Source organism: Diaphorobacter sp. ED-3, from assembly GCF_027625375.1.
Taxonomy (GTDB): domain Bacteria; phylum Pseudomonadota; class Gammaproteobacteria; order Burkholderiales; family Burkholderiaceae_C; genus Diaphorobacter; species Diaphorobacter nitroreducens.
This window is the reverse complement of record NZ_CP115182.1, coordinates 1,138,663-1,156,892: the sequence shown is the minus strand read 5'-3', so window position 1 is coordinate 1,156,892 and position 18,230 is coordinate 1,138,663. Positions and strand designations below refer to the sequence as shown.

The 18,230-nt window shown below is 68.2% G+C and carries 15 protein-coding genes; 7 read left to right on the top strand and 8 right to left on the bottom strand.

Features of this window, described 5'->3' with window-relative positions:
- Window positions 1-1,464, bottom strand: a complete 1,464-nt coding sequence (locus PCQ86_RS05680; RefSeq protein ID WP_088887454.1) for a circularly permuted type 2 ATP-grasp protein — start codon at window positions 1,462-1,464, stop codon at window positions 1-3.
- 48 nt (window positions 1,465-1,512) lie between these two features.
- The gene (locus PCQ86_RS05675) at window positions 1,513-4,098 is read right to left on the bottom strand and encodes a DNA internalization-related competence protein ComEC/Rec2 (protein WP_270175051.1); all 2,586 of its coding nucleotides are present in this window, start codon (window positions 4,096-4,098) and stop codon (window positions 1,513-1,515) included.
- Window positions 4,099-4,240: 142 nt separating this feature from the next.
- Here PCQ86_RS05675 and PCQ86_RS05670 point away from each other — a divergent pair, with 142 nt between their 5' ends.
- Entirely contained in the window at window positions 4,241-4,699 is a 459-nt protein-coding gene (locus tag PCQ86_RS05670; RefSeq protein ID WP_011804457.1) for a RidA family protein, read from the top strand.
- Window positions 4,700-4,832: 133 nt separating this feature from the next.
- On the opposite strand, the gene PCQ86_RS05665 is transcribed toward PCQ86_RS05670, so the two are convergent.
- From PCQ86_RS05665 to PCQ86_RS05650, 4 genes are all read right to left on the bottom strand, one after another.
- Window positions 4,833-6,608: a methyl-accepting chemotaxis protein gene (locus PCQ86_RS05665; RefSeq protein ID WP_270175050.1), complete on the bottom strand. Its 1,776-nt coding sequence runs from the start codon at window positions 6,606-6,608 to the stop codon at window positions 4,833-4,835.
- A 192-nt stretch (window positions 6,609-6,800) separates the two neighbouring features.
- Entirely contained in the window at window positions 6,801-9,155 is a 2,355-nt protein-coding gene (gene parC / locus PCQ86_RS05660; RefSeq protein ID WP_011804455.1) for a DNA topoisomerase IV subunit A, read from the bottom strand.
- Window positions 9,152-10,030: a lytic transglycosylase domain-containing protein gene (locus PCQ86_RS05655; protein ID WP_442874556.1), complete on the bottom strand. Its 879-nt coding sequence runs from the start codon at window positions 10,028-10,030 to the stop codon at window positions 9,152-9,154. Before PCQ86_RS05655 ends, parC begins: the two co-directional genes overlap by 4 nt.
- A 38-nt stretch (window positions 10,031-10,068) precedes the next feature.
- Window positions 10,069-12,051, bottom strand: a complete 1,983-nt coding sequence (locus tag PCQ86_RS05650) for a DNA topoisomerase IV subunit B (protein WP_270175048.1) — start codon at window positions 12,049-12,051, stop codon at window positions 10,069-10,071.
- A gap of 116 nt (window positions 12,052-12,167) precedes the next feature.
- On the opposite strand from PCQ86_RS05650, the gene PCQ86_RS05645 reads away from it, so the two are divergent.
- From PCQ86_RS05645 to PCQ86_RS05620, 6 genes are all read left to right on the top strand, one after another.
- The gene (locus PCQ86_RS05645) at window positions 12,168-13,385 is read left to right on the top strand and encodes an MFS transporter (protein WP_011804452.1); all 1,218 of its coding nucleotides are present in this window, start codon (window positions 12,168-12,170) and stop codon (window positions 13,383-13,385) included.
- A 2-nt stretch (window positions 13,386-13,387) separates the two neighbouring features.
- Complete coding sequence (locus PCQ86_RS05640) at window positions 13,388-13,516, top strand: hypothetical protein (protein WP_255352793.1); 129 nt, start codon at window positions 13,388-13,390, stop codon at window positions 13,514-13,516.
- 2 nt (window positions 13,517-13,518) lie between these two features.
- Window positions 13,519-14,115, top strand: a complete 597-nt coding sequence (locus PCQ86_RS05635) for a class I SAM-dependent methyltransferase (protein WP_270175047.1) — start codon at window positions 13,519-13,521, stop codon at window positions 14,113-14,115.
- 34 nt (window positions 14,116-14,149) lie between these two features.
- Window positions 14,150-15,046 carry a 4-hydroxy-tetrahydrodipicolinate synthase gene (gene dapA, locus PCQ86_RS05630; protein WP_123675126.1) on the top strand — a complete coding sequence of 299 codons (897 nt, stop codon included), beginning with the start codon at window positions 14,150-14,152 and terminating at the stop codon, window positions 15,044-15,046.
- Window positions 15,047-15,129: 83 nt separating this feature from the next.
- Window positions 15,130-16,218 (top strand): outer membrane protein assembly factor BamC, encoded by a 1,089-nt coding sequence (gene bamC / locus PCQ86_RS05625; protein ID WP_015912654.1) that lies wholly within the window; start codon window positions 15,130-15,132, stop codon window positions 16,216-16,218.
- A 33-nt stretch (window positions 16,219-16,251) separates the two neighbouring features.
- Window positions 16,252-17,034, top strand: coding sequence for an MBL fold metallo-hydrolase (locus PCQ86_RS05620; protein ID WP_270175046.1), 783 nt, complete (start codon window positions 16,252-16,254; stop codon window positions 17,032-17,034).
- A 223-nt stretch (window positions 17,035-17,257) separates the two neighbouring features.
- Here the strand turns inward: PCQ86_RS05620 and PCQ86_RS05615 are convergent, their stop codons facing one another.
- Window positions 17,258-17,512 (bottom strand): hypothetical protein, encoded by a 255-nt coding sequence (locus PCQ86_RS05615; protein ID WP_270175045.1) that lies wholly within the window; start codon window positions 17,510-17,512, stop codon window positions 17,258-17,260.
- 195 nt (window positions 17,513-17,707) lie between these two features.
- Window positions 17,708-18,220 carry a hypothetical protein gene (locus tag PCQ86_RS05610; protein WP_015912652.1) on the bottom strand — a complete coding sequence of 171 codons (513 nt, stop codon included), beginning with the start codon at window positions 18,218-18,220 and terminating at the stop codon, window positions 17,708-17,710.
- Window positions 18,221-18,230: the final 10 nt, after the last annotated feature.

The window sequence follows — 18,230 nt, the reverse complement described above, 5'->3', positions numbered from 1 at the left end:
TCATTGACCTCCATCCTCGTCCCCCAGCACCCAGGTGTCCTTGGTGCCGCCGCCCTGCGACGAGTTGACGACGAGCGAGCCCTCCTTGAGCGCCACGCGCGTGAGACCGCCGGCCACCATCTGCACTTTCTGTCCACTGAGCACGAAGGGCCGCAGATCGATGTGGCGCGGCGCGATGCCCGCATCCACGTAGGTGGGACAGGTCGAGAGCGAGAGCGTGGGCTGGGCGATGTAGCCCGCGGGATTGGCGAGGAGCGCGGCGCGGAAGGCCTCGATCTCGGCGCGCGTGGCCGCGGGTCCGATGAGCATGCCGTAGCCGCCCGCGCCGTGCACTTCCTTGACCACCAGCTCCGGCAGATGCCCCAGCACGTACTGCAGGTCTTCAGGGCGGCGGCACATCCAGGTGGGCACGTTGGCCAGGATGGGCTGCTCGCCCAGGTAAAAGCGGATCATCTCGGGCACGTACGGGTACACCGACTTGTCGTCCGCAATGCCCGTACCCACGGCGTTGCAGATGGCCACGTTGCCCGCGCGGTAGGCCTGCATGAGCCCCGCGCAGCCCAGTGTGGAGGTGGGCCGGAACACCTGTGGGTCGAGGAAGTCGTCATCCACGCGCCGGTAGATGACATGCACGCGCTGCAGGCCGCGCGTGGTGCGCATGTAGACGACGTTGTCCTTGACGACCAGGTCCTGGCCCTCGACCAGCTCCACGCCCATCTGCTGCGCGAGGAAGGCGTGCTCGAAATAGGCGCTGTTGTGCATGCCAGGTGTGAGAACCACCACGGTGGGGTCGGCGCTGCTCCAGGCCGGCGCGCTGGCACGCAGCGTGTCCAGCAGCAGGTCGGGGTAGTGCGCCACGGGGGCCACCTTGTGCAGCGCAAACAGCTCGGGAAACAGCCGCATCATCATCTTGCGGTTTTCCAGCATGTATGACACGCCGGACGGCACGCGCAGGTTGTCCTCCAGCACGTAGTGGATGCCCTCGCCATCCGCGCCCGGCGCGCGCACGAGGTCGATGCCCGCGATGTGCGCGTACACGTCCTGCGGGACGTCCAGGCCCACCATCTCGGGACGGAACTGCGCATTGGCCAGGATCAGGTCGGCAGGCACGATGCCTGCGCGCAGGATGTCCTGGCCGTGGTAGATGTCGTGGATGAAGCGGTTGAGCGCCGTGACGCGCTGCACCAGGCCGCGCCGCATGCGGCGCCATTCCTGCGCGGGGATGATGCGCGGAATCAGGTCGAAGGGGATCAGCCGCTCGGTCCCGGCGCCCTCCTCGTCCTTGTCGCCATACACGGCGAAGGTGATGCCCACGCGGCGGAAGATCACCTCGGCCTGCGCGCGGCGGGCCTGCATGGCATCGGCCGGCTGCTGCGCCAGCCACTGGCCGTAATGCCGGTAGTGCGCCCGCACGTCGCTGCCCCCGAAGGGCAGCACGGTGTACATCTCGTCGAACTGCTGCATGCGGCGTGCCTCCTGCACCCAGGATAGCAAGTTGCAGGCCCGGCAACGCTACGGCTGCGGCAAAAGTGACGCCTCGGGCACGCGGTGGTGCCAGTAGCGCCGCGTGGCCTCTCGTTCACAGTGCACGGCCAGCGGCGCATCGGATACCCAACGCGCCGCGCCGCAGGGCGGCGACTGCACGAGCAAGACGCCGCGCTGCCGGTAGCGCGCCGCCACGTCGGGCGCGGGGTGGCCGAAGCGGTTGCGGTAGCCGGCCTGCACCAGCGCGGTGCGCGGCTGCACGGCATCCAGGAATGGCGCGCTGGACGAGCTCTTGCTGCCATGGTGCGGCACCAGCAGCAGGTCTGCCGCCAGCGCGGCACCGCCATCGATCAGCGCCTGTTCCTGCGCGCGCTCGATGTCGCCCACCAGCAGGGCCACCGCACCGCCGGTGTTGTCACTGGTCCGCGCGGCTGCGATGCGCAGCACACAGCTCGTGGCGTTGGACGTCGGCGCACGGGCGCCCGGCCCATCGCCCGCATCGCGCGGCGGGTGCAGCACTTCGAAAAGCACGCCGTCCCAGTTCCAGTGCTGGCCTGCCAGGCAAGGCTCGGCAGGCCGCAGGGCCTGCAGTGCATGGTCGGCCTCAATCGACCCCAGCAGGCGTGCCTGCGGCTGTTGCGCCAGCACTGCCGCGGCGCCTCCGGTGTGGTCGGTATCGCGGTGGCTCAATACCAGCAGGTCCAGCCGTTCGCCCTGCGCGCGCAGCAGGGGCACCAGCACGCGCTCGCCCGCGTCGCTGTCCTGGTGGTAGCGCGGGCCGGCGTCGTACAGCAGCGCATGGCGCGCCGTGCGCACCAGCACGGCCTGGCCCTGGCCCACGTCGGCGGCCAGCAGTTCGAACTGCCCCGGCTGCGGGCGCGCGGGCTGCCACCACAGCGCCGGCAGCAGCAGCGCAAGGCCCAGGGCACGTACGCCCCACGGCAGGCGCAGCGCCAGCAATACGCCGCCGGTCACGGCTGCCGCGCCGGCCCACAGCGGGGCCATGGGCAAAGCGACCTGCGCCCAGGGCCAGGCTGCCAGCCACTGCAGCAACACCGACAACGCCTGCACGCACCACGCCGCCGCCTGCCACAGCGGCGCCCACAGCACCCCCAGCAGCGCCAGCGGCGTGACCACCAGCGTGGTCCACGGAATCGCCACCAGATTGGCCAGCAGCCCCACCAGCGCAACCTGCCCGAACAGCAATAGCGTGAGGGGCGTGAGCGCCAGCGTCACCACCCACTGTTCACGCAGCAATGCATAAAAACGACCTGCAACGCCCACGGGATAAGCGTTAGCAGCTCCCAAATCAGTAGCAAACAGCACAGCCACGGCCACAAAGCTCAGCCAGAAGCCCGGCTGCAGCAGCGCCCACGGATCGACCGCCAGCACCACCGCGCAGGCCAGCAGCCACACCTGCGGCCAGGGCCAGCGCCGCCCCGACAGGCGCAGCAGCGCCACCGTGGCCAACATGCACACCGTGCGCTGCGCGGGCACGCCCCATCCGCTGAAGAGCGCATAGGCAGCGGCCAGCAGCACACCGCCCACCAACGCCGCCGTGGGCGCGGGCACGGCCAGGCACAGGCGTTGCGAGCGGCGCCAGGCCCGGTCCAGCAGTGCGGCCGCAAGCCAGGCAAACAGCGTGATGTGCAGCCCCGAGATGCTCATGAGGTGGGCCACGCCCGTGGCGCGGAACACATCCCAGTCCGCCCGCTCGATGGCGCGCTGGTCGCCCGTGACCAGCGCCGCCACCACCCCGGCCGCACGCTGGCGGGCTGCATCCTGCGCAGGGTCCACCAGCGTGCGCACGATGGCGTCGCGCACCCGCTGGCGCAGTTGCTCCACGGGGTGGCGCCAGGTGGCGCCCAGCCGCTCAGGCGGGCCGTGCAGCGCATCCAGCCGCGCGCTGGTGCGCACGTAGCCCGTGGCCTGCACCCCTTGCTCCCACAGCCACAGCTCGTAATCGAAGCCGTGCGGATTGCGCCCGCCGTGCGGCGCCTTCAGGCGCACGGTCAGGCGCCAGCGTTCACCGGCGCGCACAGCGGGCGGTGGACTGTCCGCGCCTGCCTCACCACCCAGCCCGCCGGCATACCAGGTCAGGTCGATGAGCGGCGGCACGCGCACGGGCGCACCGTCCAGTTGCGCCGCCTCCACTTCCAGCCGCAGGCGCAACCCGGTCTCGCGCGGCTGCGGCATGGCGGCAACCACGCCCGTTACGCGCAGATCACGCCCCTCCAGCGCCGGCGCCAGAGACTGCTCCAGGAAGACCGCAGCGCGCATACCGCACAGCCCGTACATCAGCACCGCGGCCAGAATCGCCACGCCGCTGCCGTGCCAGCGGCGCGTGCCGCGCACACCGGCCCACCAGGCGAGCGCCCCGGCCGCCAGCAACGCGCCAACCATCAACCCCGCATAGGACGGCCAGGGCCACAGCGCAGGCTGCTGCAGTTGCAGCGCCACGCCCACCACCCCCGCAGCCAGCGCAACGGGCAGATGCCAGGCCCGCACCACAGGCACGCGAGCGACCGGCACGCGAGCGGACGCCGTCGCCACCCGCGCGGCGGTGCTCCCTCCCTGCTGGTGCTGTGGCCCTTCGGGCGCCCACTGGTCCATGGCCGCATGCTATGCGAACGCACGCGGTGAACGCTCCGCCGGCGTGGCGATGTGCAACACTCGCCCGGTCCCACGCTGCGTCGGCGGCCGTGGGCGCGCTTCCCGGGCCGTGCCGCGCCCGCCCTCGTTTTCAAGGATTGCCATGAGCGTTTACGACAAGCTGAAGGAACTCAACATCACCCTGCCCCCCGTGGCCGTGCCCGCCGCCGCCTACGTGCCCTATGTGCAGACCGGCAACCTGGTGTTCCTGAGCGGCCACATTGCCCGCAAGGACGGCAAGCCGTGGGCCGCGCAGTTCGGCCGCGACATCACCACCGAGGAAGGCAAGGCCGCCGCACGCGCCGTGGCCGTCGACCTGCTGGGCACGCTGCATGCCGCCACCGGCGGCGACCTGAACCGCGTGCAGCGCATCGTGAAGGTGATGAGCCTGGTGAACTCCACGGGCGACTACACCGAGCAGCACCTGGTGACCAACGGCGCCAGCGAACTGCTGGGCGAAGTGTTCGGCGACAAGGGCAAGCACGCGCGCAGCGCCTTTGGGGTGGCACAGATCCCCCTGGGTGCCTGCGTGGAGATCGAGTTGATCGCCGAGCTGGCCTGAGCCGCGCACCGCGTTCTTTCCCAGCCTCCCGCGTGCGCTCGTCGCGGCATGCGGAAGGTGAAGGAGCCAGCCCCGCGCGCCCGCGTGGCAAGCAAGGCGCCCCGTCAGCGCAAGGCGTGCGACCGCACGCGGATCAGAAGGACTCCCAATCGTCCTCACCACCTTGGGCCAGTGCCGCAGGCCGTGCGGCGGCGGCAGGTGCAGCAGCCGCACGCAGGGGGGCCGCTGCACGCTGCGCCGGCGCCCGTGCCGGCGCTGCCGCCGCGCGGGGCGCGGCGGGTGCCTTGCCCACTGGTGCCACCGGCATGGGACGTGCCTGTGGAGCGGCCGGCACGGGGCGTGCGGCTGACGGCACAGCAGCTACCGCGCCATCGATGCGGAATGCTGCCACCACGCGCGTGAGGTGATCGGCCTGCTCGCGCAGGCTTTGCGCCGCGGCGGCGCTCTCCTCCACCAGCGCCGCGTTCTGTTGCGTCATCTGGTCCAGTTGACCCACGGCCTGGTTCACCTGCGAGATGCCCGCGCTTTGCTCGGTGGCGGCGGCGGTGATCTCGCCCATCATGTCGGCCACGCGCTGCACCGACTGCACCACCTCCTGCATGGTGGAGCCGGCGCTGTGCACCAGGCGCGAGCCGCTTTCCACGCGGCCCACGGAATCGCTGATCAGGTCCTTGATCTCCTTGGCGGCCGATGCCGAACGCTGCGCCAGGTTGCGCACTTCGCCCGCCACCACGGCAAAGCCCCGGCCTTGCTCACCGGCGCGCGCGGCCTCCACGGCCGCATTCAGCGCCAGGATGTTGGTCTGGAAGGCGATCCCGTCGATGACGCCGATGATGTCGGCGATCTTGCGGCTGCTGTGCTGGATGTCGTCCATGGTGGACACCACCTCCCCCACCACGCTGCCGCCGCGGCGCGCGACGTCGCTCGCGCCGCCGGCCAGCTGGCTGGCCTGGCCCGCCGTCGCCGCGCTGTGCTGGACGGTGCTGGTGAACTCCTCCATGGCCGCGGCGGTTTGCTGCAGGTTGCTGGAGGTGGATTCGGTGCGCGCGGACAGGTCCTGGTTGCCGGTGGCGATCTGCGCGCTGGCCACGGCAATGCTGTCGGTGGTGTGGCGCACCTCCTGCACCATGCGCGCCAGCGAGTCGCGCATGCCTGCCAGCGAGCGCAGCAGCTCGCCAAATTCATCGCCACGCTGCACATCCACCGCCTGCTCGCGCAGGTCGCCGTCCGCCACGCGCGCCGCGAGTGCGTTGGCCTCGGCCAGCGGGCGCTGGATGCTGCGGATCAGGAAATACGCCCCCAGCACGATGGCCGCGAGCATCATGACTGCGGCCGCGGCCGCCAGCTTCACCGTGAGCATGCGCGTGGCGGCCATCTCTGCCTGGCGCGCCTGGGCGGTCTGCTCCTGCATGCGCACGAAATCCTGCAGCGTGCCCAGGTAGGCGGTCACTGCGGGCACGTAGGACTGCTGCGCCAGGCGCACCGCCTCGTCATGGCTGCCGGCGTCCTTGAGCTGGCGGGCCTGGTTGCGCAGATCGATCATGGCCTTGCGCGCCGTGGCGATGCGCCCCATCTGCTCGCGGTCGGCGGGCGTGAGGGCCATGGCTTCCAGCCCCTTTTGCAATTCGCTGATGCGCGCCGAGGTGGCGGCAATGTCGCCCTTGAACGCCTGCTCCACCACGGCGTCGGTGCTGAGCACCAGCGCCAGCGTGCGGGCCGCATTGGTCTCGGTCAGACCGGCCCAGCGTGTGGCCGTCTGCACGCGCTGCGTCATCTCGCGGCTCAAGGCGTCGGATTCGGCCTGCGCCCTGGCAGAGCGCACACCAGCCACGCCCACGACGGTCAGTTGGGCCAGCACGATGCAGCCCACGGCGAGCCAGAGTTTGTGGGAAATGCGCAGCGATCTCATGGGGTGGGCTCCTGGAATTCGTTATGGCAGGGTTGCGAGAATGCTACCAAACGCAACAAAGAAGCCCCGCCGCCCACGCGACATACTATCGCTATCAAAAAAATAGCTTCTCGCGCTTTCTACACCGGAACTTCAACGGCTTTTATCCGTAAAAGCTTGTACCAGCAAGCGCGACCAGCTATTGTTTTTGAATCACTCTACGCGCAGCACGTCGGACGGCTTGAAACCCAGGTCGGCCGCCTTGCCCTTGCGCCCGCGCGCCGCGCGCGCGTTGTTGAGCGAGCGGATCTCCAGTTGCTCCTCGCGCGGCTTGCCGCCACGGCCCACGCCCACGAAGCGCACGCTGCGCGTGTAGGCCGCCGCGCCGGCCAGTTGGTCCTTGGGCTCCAGGTCGATGAGCATCAGCCCGCGGCCCCCCTTTTCCATGAGCTTGAGTTCGGCGATCTCAAACGTGAGCACTCGCCCACCCACGGATGCGCAGCACACATGGGTGGCGGGCGCCAGCGGCTGGCTGCCGCTGGTGAACGCCGCATGCGAGGGGCGGCACAGGCGTTCGCCCTCACCCAGGTTCACAAAGGCCTTGCCGCCGCGGTTGCGTGCGGTCATGTGCTCCACGGTGGACAGGAAACCATAGCCGCCCGAGCCCGCAAGCAGCAGCGCTGCGTTGGCCGGTCCGGCGAAGTAGTGCACCGGCTGCGTGCCGGCCTCCAGCTCGATCAGCGTGGTGATGGGCTGGCCGTCGCCACGCCCGCCCGGCAGGCTGGACACGGCCACCGAGTACACCCGCCCGTTGCTGCCGAAGACGATGAGCGTGTCCACCGTGCGGCACTCAAAGGTGCCGTACAGGCCGTCGCCCGACTTGAAGGCGAAGCTGCCCGCCTCGTGCCCGTGGCCCTGGCGCGCACGCACCCAGCCCTTTTCGGACACCACCACGGTGACGGGTTCGTCCAGCACCTTGACCTCGGCCACGGCCTTCTTTTCGGCCTGGATCAGCGTGCGGCGCGCATCGCCGAACAGTTTGGCATCTGCCTCGATCTCCTTGACCATCAGGCGGCGCAGCGAGGCGGGGTTGGCGAGGATGTCCTCCAGCTTCCCCTGCTCGTCGCGCAACTCTTTCAGCTCCTGCTCGATCTTGATGGCTTCCAGCCGCGCCAGTTGGCGCAGGCGGATTTCCAGAATGTCCTCGGCCTGGCGGTCCGACAGGTGAAAGCGCGCGATCAGCGCCGCCTTCGGCTCGTCGGCCTGGCGGATGATGGCGATCACCTCGTCGATGTTCAGCAGCACCAGCTGCCGCCCCTCCAGGATGTGGATGCGGTCCAACACCTTGTCCAGCCGGTGCTGGCTGCGCCGCGTGATGGTGGTCTGGCGGAAGTCGATCCACTCCTGCAGCATCTCGCGCAGCGACTTCTGCACGGGCCTGCCGTCCAGCCCCACCATGGTCAGGTTGATGGGCGCGGAAGTCTCCAGGCTGGTGTGCGCCAGCAGCGCGGTGATGAGGTCCTGCTGCGGCACCTTGCCGGTCTTGGGTTCGATGACCAGGCGCACCGGCGCGTCCTTGCTGGACTCGTCGCGCACGCCGTCCAGCAGCGCCAGCAGCGCGGCCTTGAGCTGCGTCTGCTCCTGTGTGAGCGCCTTCTTGCCGGTCTTGACCTTGGGGTTGGTGAGTTCCTCGATCTCCTCCAGCACCTTCTGCGCAGAGACGCCCGGCGGCAGCTCGGTCACCACCATCTGCCACTGGCCGCGCGCCAGGTCCTCGATCTTCCAGCGCGCGCGCACCTTGAGGCTGCCGCGGCCCGTGCGGTAGGCGTCCTGGATGTCAGCATCAGTGCTGATGATCTGGCCGCCGCCCGGGTAGTCAGGGCCGGGGACCAGCGCGAACAGCTCCTCGTCGCTCAGCTGCGGCTTCTTGACCAGGGCCACGCAGGCGTCGGCCACCTCGCGCAGGTTGTGGCTGGGGATCTCCGTGGCCAGACCCACGGCGATGCCGCTGGCGCCGTTGAGCAGCGCGAACGGCAACCGCGCGGGCAGCTGGCGCGGCTCCTGCGTGCTGCCGTCGTAGTTAGGCACGAAATCCACCGTGCCCATGTCGATCTCGTCCAGCAGCAGGCCGGCGATGCGGGTCAGGCGCGCCTCGGTGTAGCGCATGGCCGCCGCGCCGTCGCCATCGCGGCTGCCGAAGTTGCCCTGGCCGTCGATCAGCGGGTAACGCTGGTTGAAGTCCTGCGCCAGGCGCACCAGTGCGTCGTAGGCCGACTGGTCGCCATGCGGGTGAAAGCGGCCCAGGACGTCGCCCACCACGCGGGCGCTTTTGACGGGCTTGGCCGCCACGTTGCGGTTTGGCCCGCTGTAGCCCAGGCCCATGCGGTCCATGGCGTAGAGGATGCGCCGCTGCACGGGCTTGAGGCCGTCGCACACGTCGGGCAGCGCGCGGCCCTTGACGACCGAGAGGGCGTATTCCAGATAGGCGCGCTGGGCATAGCCGGCCAGTTCCAGGCTGTCGCCGTGGTCGGCGGGCGCGGAGAAGTCGAGAGTGGGTTGGTCGCTCATTCAGTGAAGACAGACTCGGTCGGTGACTGCCGGGCCAGGCGCGTGGGCGCAGGCGTGGACATGCGCTGCGTGTCGCCGCGCTCACCGGCATCGGATAGGGAATGGGGCGTGGCGGGCAGTTCCATGCGCACGCGCCCCGGGTTCGCGCGCTGATTGCGCGTCGGTAGCGGCGGCTTGAGCAGCGCATACAGGCCCATCACGCTCTGTACGTAGTTGCGCGTCTCGCGGTAGGCGGGAACGCGGTTGCCGGCGCGCTGCACGGCACCCTCGCCCGCGTTGTAGGCTGCCAGCGCCAAGTCCAGGCGGCCCTCGAAGAGATCCATGAGGTAGCGCAGGTAGCGCGTGCCCGCGGCCACGTTGGTGGCGGGGTCCACCAGCTTTTGCTCCACCGAGCGCCTGGCGTCGCCGCTCACGCCGAAGCGGCTGGCGGTGGCGGGCATGAGCTGCATCAGCCCCACGGCGCCGCGCGGCGAAACCGCGCGGGTGTTGAAACCCGACTCGGTGGCGATCACCGCCTGCAGCAGCGCGTAGTCCACGCCATGGCGCGCCGACGCCGAGCGCAGGTGCTGGCGCACGAGCTTGTAGTCGTGCGACACCTCGAAGAAGGCCAGCAGCCGCGCCCCCGAGGGACTGGCCGGCCCGGTGGAGACATCGGCCGCACCCTGACGTCCGGTGTTGGAGCCGTCGCGCTCGGAGTCGAAGTCGTTGCCGCGAAAGAACAGCGCGTAACGCTCGTCCAGCTGCTGCGCGGCGAAGTGCGTCACGCCGCGCTCGTCCACGAAGGCCCACAGGTCCGCATGCGCGGTTTGCTGCAAAAACAGGAGCGCGCAGCACATGCCAGCCGTGCGCAAAAGCCCCAAAAGGCTGTTACGCATGCGGTATCCCGGGCGCGCAGTCATGGCGAGTGCCTTCGTCAGATGTCCACATCCACCAGGTCGCCGTGCAGCTCCATGAGCTCGCGGCGCGCGGCGGCCTCGCCCTTGCCCATGAGCTTGGTGATCAGGCCCTCGGTGGCGGTGAAGTCGAACGTGCCCAACTGCACCGGCAGCAGGCGGCGCGTGTCGGGGTTGAGCGTGGTCTCCCACAGCTGCTCGGCGTTCATTTCGCCCAGGCCCTTGAAGCGGCTGATCTGGCACTTCTCGCGCGGCACGCCGTCCTTGGCGCACTTGTCGAGGATGCTTTCCAGCTCGGATTCATCCAGCGCATACACCTTGGCCGCGGGCTTCTTGCCGCGCGCCGGCACGTCCACGCGGAACAGCGGTGGCCGGGCAACAAAGATATGGCCGGCCTCGATGAGCTTGGGGAAGTGGCGGAAGAACAGCGTGAGCAGCAGCACCTGGATGTGCGAGCCGTCCACGTCCGCGTCCGAAAGGATGCAGATCTTGCCGTAGCGCAGGCCGGACAGGTCGGGGGTGTCGCTCGGGCCGTGCGGGTCCACGCCGATGGCTACCGAGATGTCATGCACCTCGGTGTTGGCAAACAGGCGGTCGCGGTCGACCTCCCAGGTGTTGAGCACCTTGCCGCGCAGCGGCAGGATGGCCTGGCTTTCCTTGTCGCGGCCCATCTTGGCGCTGCCGCCGGCCGAGTCGCCCTCGACCAGGAAGACCTCGTTGTAGGCCAGGTCACGACTTTCGCAGTCGGTGAGCTTGCCGGGCAGCACGGCCACGCCCGAGCCCTTGCGCTTTTCGACCTTCTGGCCGGCCTTTTGCCGTGTCTGCGCGGCCTTGATGGCCAGTTCGGCCAGCTTCTTGCCGTATTCCACGTGCTGGTTCAGCCACAGCTCCAGCGCCGGGCGCACGAAGCTGGACACCAGCCGCACGGCGTCGCGCGAGTTCAGCCGCTCCTTGATCTGCCCCTGGAACTGCGGGTCCAGCACCTTGGCCGCCAGCACATAGCTGGCGCGCGCAAACACGTCCTCGGGCAGTAGCTTCACGCCCTTGGGCAGAAGCGAGTGCAGCTCGATGAAGCTCTTGACCGCGTTGAACAGGCCGTCACGCAGGCCGCTTTCATGGGTGCCGCCGGCGCTGGTGGGGATCAGGTTCACGTAGCTCTCGCGCACCGGCTGGCCTTCCTCGGTGAAGGCCACACACCATGCGGCGCCCTCGCCCTCGGCAAAGCTCTCGTTGTGGCGGTCGGCGAAGCCCTCGCCCTCGAACAGCGGGATCACCGGGTCAGCGCTCAGCGTCTGCGCCAGGTAGTCGCGCAGGCCGCCCTTGTACTGCCAGGTCTGGGTGTCGCGCGTCTTTTCATTGACCAGCTGCACCGTGACGCCGGGCATGAGCACCGCCTTGCTGCGCAGCAGGTGCGTCAGCTCGCCCATCGGAAGGTTGCTGGACTCAAAGTATTTGGCGTCGGGCCAGACGCGCACGGTGGTGCCCTGCTTGCGCTCGCCCGCCTGCAGCGGGCGCACCGCCAGCGGCTCGGTCACATCGCCGCCCGCAAACACCAGGCGCGCCACCTGGCCCTCGCGGTGGGTGGCCACCTCCAGCCGGGTGGCCAGGGCGTTGGTGACGCTTACGCCCACACCATGCAGGCCGCCCGAGAAGCTGTAGGCCCCGCCCTTGCCCTTGTCGAACTTGCCGCCCGCGTGCAGGCGGGTGAACACCAGCTCCACCACCGGTGCGTTCTCCTCGGGATGCAGGCCGAACGGAATGCCCCGGCCGTCGTCCTCCACGCTCACCGAGCCGTCGGTGTGCAAGGTCACCTTGATCTTCTTGCCAAAGCCCGCCAGTGCCTCGTCGGCCGCGTTGTCCAGCACCTCCTGGATGATGTGCAGGGGGTTGTCGGTGCGGGTGTACATGCCCGGCCGCTGCTTGACGGGCTCCAGTCCCTTGAGGACGCGGATCGAGCCTTCGGAGTAGTCGCTGGCGGAGGTGGATGCGGGTTTGACTGCCATGGCGGCGGATTGTAGTGCTGGATATAAAACCAGGATGGTGACGCTTTCTTGCCCCGCCAGCGTGCTGCACAGGGGGGCGCCAAGCAGGCGACACGGGTTTTCGCTACATTCGCCGGATGCACGACGCAACCCGAAAACTGTCCATGGCCCAGGTGCTGATCTGCGGCGCCGCCATCGTCACTCTGTCCATGGGCATCCGGCACGGCTTCGGCCTGTGGCTGCAGCCCATCACCCAGGACATGGGCTGGACACGCCAGACCTTTGCCCTGGCCATGGCCATTCAGAACCTGTCCTGGGGTCTGTTCGGCATCTTTGGCGGCATGCTGGCCGACCGCCTGGGCGCCTTCCGCGTGCTGATCGGCGGCGCAGCGCTCTACGCCATGGGCCTGGCCGGCATGGCGCTGTCTCCCACGCCGCTGCTGTTTTCGCTGACCACGGGCGTGCTGATCGGCGCTGCACAGGCGGGCACCACCTACGCCATCATCTACGGGGTGCTGGGCCGGCAGATCCCGGCCGACAAGCGCTCCTGGGCCATGGGCGTGGCCGCTGCGGCGGGCTCGTTCGGCCAGTTCCTCATGGTGCCGCTGGAGGGGCAACTGATCCTGCGCCTGGGCTGGCAAGAGGCCCTGCTGGTGCTCTCGGCCATGGTGATCCTGATCGTTCCGCTGGCCTTCGGCCTGCGCGAGCCGGGCTTTCATGGCAGCGCCCCCGTCAAACGTACCCAGTCCGTGGGCGAGGCCTTTGCTGAGGCGCTGCGCTACCGCAGCTTCCTGCTGCTCACCGCCGGCTACTTCGTGTGCGGCTTCCAGGTGGTGTTCATCGGCGTGCACATGCCCAGCTATCTGCGCGACCAGGGCCTCACGCCCCAGGTGGCCAGCTATGCGCTGGCGCTGATCGGGCTGTTCAACGTGTTCGGCACCTATATCGCGGGCTCGCTGGGCCAACGGATCCCGAAGCGCCACATCCTGGCGTTCATCTATTTCGCCCGCGCCGTGGCCATCACCATCTTCCTGCTGGTGCCGCTGTCGCCGTTGTCGGTCTACGTGTTCTCGGCCGTGATCGGCGCACTGTGGCTGTCCACGGTGCCCCCCACCAATGCCACCGTTGCGCAGATCTTCGGGGTGCAGCACCTGTCCATGCTCAGCGGCTTCGTGTTCTTCAGCCACCAGATCGGCAGCTTCCTGGGCGTGTGGCTGGGCGGCTATCTGTATGACCGCACGGGCAGCTACGACATCGTGTGGTACCTGGCGATTGTGTTGGGCATCCTCGCCGGCTTGGTGAACCTGCCCGTACGCGAGGGCGCCATCGTGCGCGCCACCCCTCAGGCGGCCTGACCATGCGCACCCTGTACAAGCGGTCGATCGTCGCAGTTGCGCTGCTCGCGGTGCTGCTGGGGGTGTTCGCGCTGTACCTGCAGCCCGACTTCATGCTGACGCTGGCGGACCAGATCTGGGCCTGCTTCTGACGATGGCCCCGCACGGCACCGCCCATGCGCCGCTGCCCGCGGCCTCGGAATGGATACAGCGCTGGTCCCACCTGGTGCCTGCGGGCGGCAGTGTGCTGGACGTGGCTTGCGGTCACGGCCGTCACATGCGCTGGTTCTATGAAAGAAAACACCCGGTAACGGGCATAGATAAAGCGCCAGAAGCTATTGAAAGCATAGCACCATGGGGCGCGACGATCGTTGCGGATATCGAGGCTGGCCCCTGGCCCCTGCCCGGGCAGCGCTTTGCCGGCGTGGTGGTCACCAATTACCTGTGGCGTCCTTTGCTGCCCACCATCGTGGACAGCGTGGCGCCCGGTGGCGTGCTGCTCTATGAGACCTTCGCCGTGGGCAACGAAACTGTCGGCCGGCCCGCGCGGGCCGAATTCCTGCTGAGGCCGGGCGAACTGCTGCAGGCCTGCCGGGCCCTGCGCATCGTGGCTTACGAGGAAGGCTTCCTCGACGCGCCCGCGCGCTTCGTGCAGCGCATCGCCGCCGTGCGGCCTGCGCCGTCCATGGACGGGCCGCTGCGCGCGCCGCTGCGCACGCCGCTGCGCACGCCGCTGCAGGGCCCCGTCTAGTTAGAATGTGTTTTTACCGTTTTTGAACGCGGACATGACTTCTCCCAGCGCCCCCCTGACCGGCAGCATCGTCGCCCTCGTCACGCCCATGCATGACGACGGCAGTGTGGACTACCCCGCGCTGCGCAAACTCATCGACTGGCACATCGCAGAAGGCACCGACTGCATCGGCGTGGTGGGCACGACCGGCGAATCGCCCACGGTGAACGTGGAGGAGCACTGCGAAATCATTCGCGTGTCCGTGGAACAAGCCGCCAAGCGCGTACCCATCATGGCGGGCTGCGGCGCCAATTCCACGGCCGAGGCCATCGAGCTGGCCAGGTTCGCCAAGAAGGTCGGCGCCGACAGCCAGTTGCAGGTCGTGCCCTATTACAACAAGCCCACACAGGAAGGCCAGTACCGCCACTTCAAGGCGATCGCCGAGGCCGTGGGCGACCTGCCGATGGTGCTGTACAACGTGCCCGGCCGGTCGGTGGCGGACATGCAGCACGAAACCGTGCTGCGCCTCACGCAGGTGCCGGGCATCGTGGGCATCAAGGAAGCCACAGGCAACATCGAACGCGCGCAATGGCTCATCCGCGACGTGCCCAAGGGCTTCGCCGTGTATTCCGGCGATGACCCCACGGCCGTGGCGCTCATGCTGTGCGGCGGCCAGGGCAACATCAGCGTGACGGCCAACGTGGCGCCCCGCCTGATGCACGAGCTGTGCGTAGCCGCGCTGGCCGGCGACACCCGCCGTGCCATGGAGATCCAGTTCCGCCTGATGCCCGTGCACAAGCAACTGTTCGTAGAGGCCAACCCCATCCCCGTGAAGTGGGCTGTGCAACGCATGGGCCTGTGCGGCGGCGCTATGCGCCTGCCCATGACGCCCCTGAGCCAGGGCAACGAAGCCGTGGTCGAGGCCGCCCTGCGCGCCGCGGGGCTGCTCTAAGCTCTAATTTCACCCAGCCTGTTGCCAGCTTGCAGCGTATTTGGAACGCTCCCGGCCGAATCTGGATCAATGAGGATTTTCGCGTGAACGCTACCACCCGTTTGGGCCTGCTGGGCCTTGCCGTGACCCTGTCCGCTTGCTCCGTGCTGGAGAACGACAAGATCGATTACAAAAGCGCCACCAAGGGGGCAACGCTGGAGGTGCCTCCGGACCTGACGCAGCTCTCGCGCGACACACGCTACACGGTGCCTGGCGGCGTCGTGTCTGCTGCCGCTTTCGAAGCCGGCCAGGCGCAACAGCCCCGCGGCGCGGCGAGCGCAGCCCCGAAGTCCATTGGAGACGTACGCATCGAGCGCGACGGCAACCAACGATGGCTGGTGGTGGACCGCCCTGCCGACCAACTGTGGGACCCGGTGCGTGACTTCTGGATCGAAAACGGCTTCGTGTACGTGCTGGAACAACCCAAGCTCGGCCTGCTGGAGACCGACTGGGCCGAAAACCGCGCCAAGCTGCCGCAGGACATCATCCGCTCCACGATTGGCAAGGTCTTCGATTCGCTGTATTCCACGGGCGAACGCGACAAGTTCCGGACCCGCCTGGAGCGCAACGCCAGCGGCGGCACGGAGATCTACATCAGCCACCGCGGCATGGTGGAGGTCTACACCAACACCCAGAAGGACAACACCGTCTGGCAGCCCCGCCCGGCTGATCCGGAACTGGAAACCGAATTCCTGCGCCGGCTGATGGTCAAGCTGGGCGTGAGCGAGGAGCAATCCAAGGCCGCCGCCGCAGCGCCCGTACCCTCCGCCCCGTCCGCGCGCATGGCCACGGTCGACAACGTGCCGGTGGTGCAGCTTGATGAAGGCTTCGACCGCGCTTGGCGCCGCGTAGGCGTGTCGCTGGACCGCACCGGCTTCACCGTGGAGGACCGAGACCGCAGCCAGGGCGTGTACTTCGTCCGCTACGTCGCCCCGACCGAGAAGAAGGAGCAAGGCTTCTTCAGCAAGCTGTTCAGCCGCTCGCCCGACGCGGTGCCGCCGCTGAAGTACCGCATCGTGGTGCGCAGCGAGGGCAACCGAAGCACGGTGTCGGTGCTCAACGCCGCAGGCGCGCCCGAGACCTCCGCCAATGCACAGCGCATCGTGCGCGTGCTCGCGGATGATCTGAAGTAAAAGGGGCGGCGCCGCGCTGCTTGCGCCTACACGATGCTGCGCTTTCGCAATCTGGCCAGCGGCAGCACCGGCAACGCCACGCTGGTTGAAGGGCGCAGCGGCGCGCATACCCGGCGCCTGCTCGTGGATTGCGGGCTGGGCATCCGGCAACTGCAATGGCGCCTGCAGGCTGCCGGTACGGCCCCGGCGCAGTTGGATGCCGTCTTCATCACACATGAGCATTCCGATCATGTGGGCTGCGTGCTGAAGCTCGCCCTGCGCGAACGCATCCCCGTTTGGATGAGCGAGGGCACCTACGGCGCCCTAGGGTCACCCGACCTTGACGGCCTGTTGCATGTGGCGTGCGATGGCGTACCCGTCGATATGGGCAGCTTTTGCGCACATCCTTTCAGCGTGCCGCATGACGCACGTGAACCATTGCACTTGCGCTGCAGCGATGGCGCGACGCACATCGGCCTACTGACCGACCTGGGCCATGCGGCAGAAACGGTGGTGGAACGGCTACAGGGCTGTCACGCGCTGCTGCTCGAAGCCAACCACGACGCCGACCTTCTGGCGTCGGGCGACTATCCCGTGTTCCTGAAACGGCGCATCGCAGGTCCGCGTGGGCACCTTCCCAACCATGTCAGCGCGGACATCCTGCACGCCGTACATCACCCGAATCTGCGACACGTGGTGGCTGCACACCTGAGCGCACGCAACAACCGACCGGAACTCGCGCAATCCGCTCTGGCGCAAGCTGTGGGGTGGCATGCAAGTGACATCGTAGTGGCCGATCCGCGCGAGGGCACTCCCTGGATCGAGGCCAGCTACTGAGCCATTGCCCAAAAAAGAAGGCTCTGTCACCTGTTTGTGTTGGTGAAAATGGGGCATCCCCCGCAAAGCCAGGCGTGGCGCGTGCTTTGGCCGACTTGCCGCAACCCTACTCGTCGAGGGGAACAACACGATTAGGTGACAGAGCCAAAAAGAAAACCCCGACCTTGCGGTACGGGGTTTGCAGCAAGCCCGACCCTTGGAGGGGCCCGGCATCAGAGTGTTCTTACTTGGCTTCGGAAGCGGCAGCGCCGGTAGCGGCGGCAGCAGCAGCATCAGCAGCCGCCTTGGCGGCATCGGAAGCGGCAGCAGCAGGTGCCTCGACAGACGCTGCGGGCGCGGGAGCAGGTGCGGGCTCAACAGCCGGTGCAGGAGCAGGAGCTTCCACAGGAGCGGGAGCAGGTGCGGGCTCTTCCTTCTTGCCGCAAGCGGCGAGAGCGGCAGCAGCGATCAAAGCAGCCAGAACGACGGAGTTCTTCATTTGGTGTCCTATCAAGCGGAACGATTGTTATCAAACAGCCCAACGCCGCCATCCACGCGGCTAGTCAGGCAGTGGCGCTACGCTTTGCGAAGCAAACGCCGGGGGGGCAAAACCAGTTCGGAATTATAGAAAGATTTCGTCAATAGTAGATAACACGAATAACTGGCTACCCTTGTTACAAAGAGGGTGAATCCGTCACAGGCCAAGTACGGATGCAGGGAATCCAGGAGTGCTCTTGCGGTCTACCCACTCCTGCAGCGATTCGCGCAGGATGATGCGGCGCTCCGGCTCGGCGCCGGCGACGCCGTTGCACCGCACCGGGTCGTGCCGCTGCAGCGCCCACAGCGGCGACCACAGTGCACTGGGCACATCCTGCGGATCTGCGACGGACGCCTTGCGGCAGACAATGATGTGGTCCCAGCGCACGCGCCACTGCACAAAGCGCGCGTGCCGCCGCACGATTTCATCGAACCCCGCCGCCACCAGCACGAAGCGCCGCCCCGCCCGCGCCCAGTCCTGCAGGGAATCGGCCACGGAGCGCTCCCCCAACGGCCAATCGTGGAAGCTGGCGTCCGACAGGATGAGCTCGGGCCAACCTTCGCGCGCAGCGCATGCCAGGGCATCGCGCACCAGTTGCTGAAATGCCACCCGCCCTTCAAACCGGCCAGCGGGCAGCGATGACTGTGCGTGCGAGATGGCGTCTTCCATGGTTTGTCTC

Excerpts from the sequence above, each read along its gene's own strand:
- PCQ86_RS05680 (WP_088887454.1), bottom strand. The coding sequence starts at position 1,464 with ATGCAGCAGTTCGACGAGATGTACACCGTGCTGCCCTTCGGGGGCAGC.
- PCQ86_RS05675 (WP_270175051.1), bottom strand. The coding sequence starts at position 4,098 with ATGGACCAGTGGGCGCCCGAAGGGCCACAGCACCAGCAGGGAGGGAGC.
- PCQ86_RS05670 (WP_011804457.1), top strand. The coding sequence starts at position 4,241 with ATGAGCGTTTACGACAAGCTGAAGGAACTCAACATCACCCTGCCCCCC.
- PCQ86_RS05665 (WP_270175050.1), bottom strand. The coding sequence starts at position 6,608 with ATGAGATCGCTGCGCATTTCCCACAAACTCTGGCTCGCCGTGGGCTGC.
- parC (WP_011804455.1), bottom strand. The coding sequence starts at position 9,155 with ATGAGCGACCAACCCACTCTCGACTTCTCCGCGCCCGCCGACCACGGC.
- PCQ86_RS05655 (WP_442874556.1), bottom strand. The coding sequence starts at position 10,030 with ATGCGTAACAGCCTTTTGGGGCTTTTGCGCACGGCTGGCATGTGCTGC.
- PCQ86_RS05650 (WP_270175048.1), bottom strand. The coding sequence starts at position 12,051 with ATGGCAGTCAAACCCGCATCCACCTCCGCCAGCGACTACTCCGAAGGC.
- PCQ86_RS05645 (WP_011804452.1), top strand. The coding sequence starts at position 12,168 with ATGCACGACGCAACCCGAAAACTGTCCATGGCCCAGGTGCTGATCTGC.
- PCQ86_RS05640 (WP_255352793.1), top strand. The coding sequence starts at position 13,388 with ATGCGCACCCTGTACAAGCGGTCGATCGTCGCAGTTGCGCTGCTCGCG.
- PCQ86_RS05635 (WP_270175047.1), top strand. The coding sequence starts at position 13,519 with ATGGCCCCGCACGGCACCGCCCATGCGCCGCTGCCCGCGGCCTCGGAA.
- dapA (WP_123675126.1), top strand. The coding sequence starts at position 14,150 with ATGACTTCTCCCAGCGCCCCCCTGACCGGCAGCATCGTCGCCCTCGTC.
- PCQ86_RS05620 (WP_270175046.1), top strand. The coding sequence starts at position 16,252 with ATGCTGCGCTTTCGCAATCTGGCCAGCGGCAGCACCGGCAACGCCACG.
- PCQ86_RS05615 (WP_270175045.1), bottom strand. The coding sequence starts at position 17,512 with ATGAAGAACTCCGTCGTTCTGGCTGCTTTGATCGCTGCTGCCGCTCTC.
- PCQ86_RS05610 (WP_015912652.1), bottom strand. The coding sequence starts at position 18,220 with ATGGAAGACGCCATCTCGCACGCACAGTCATCGCTGCCCGCTGGCCGG.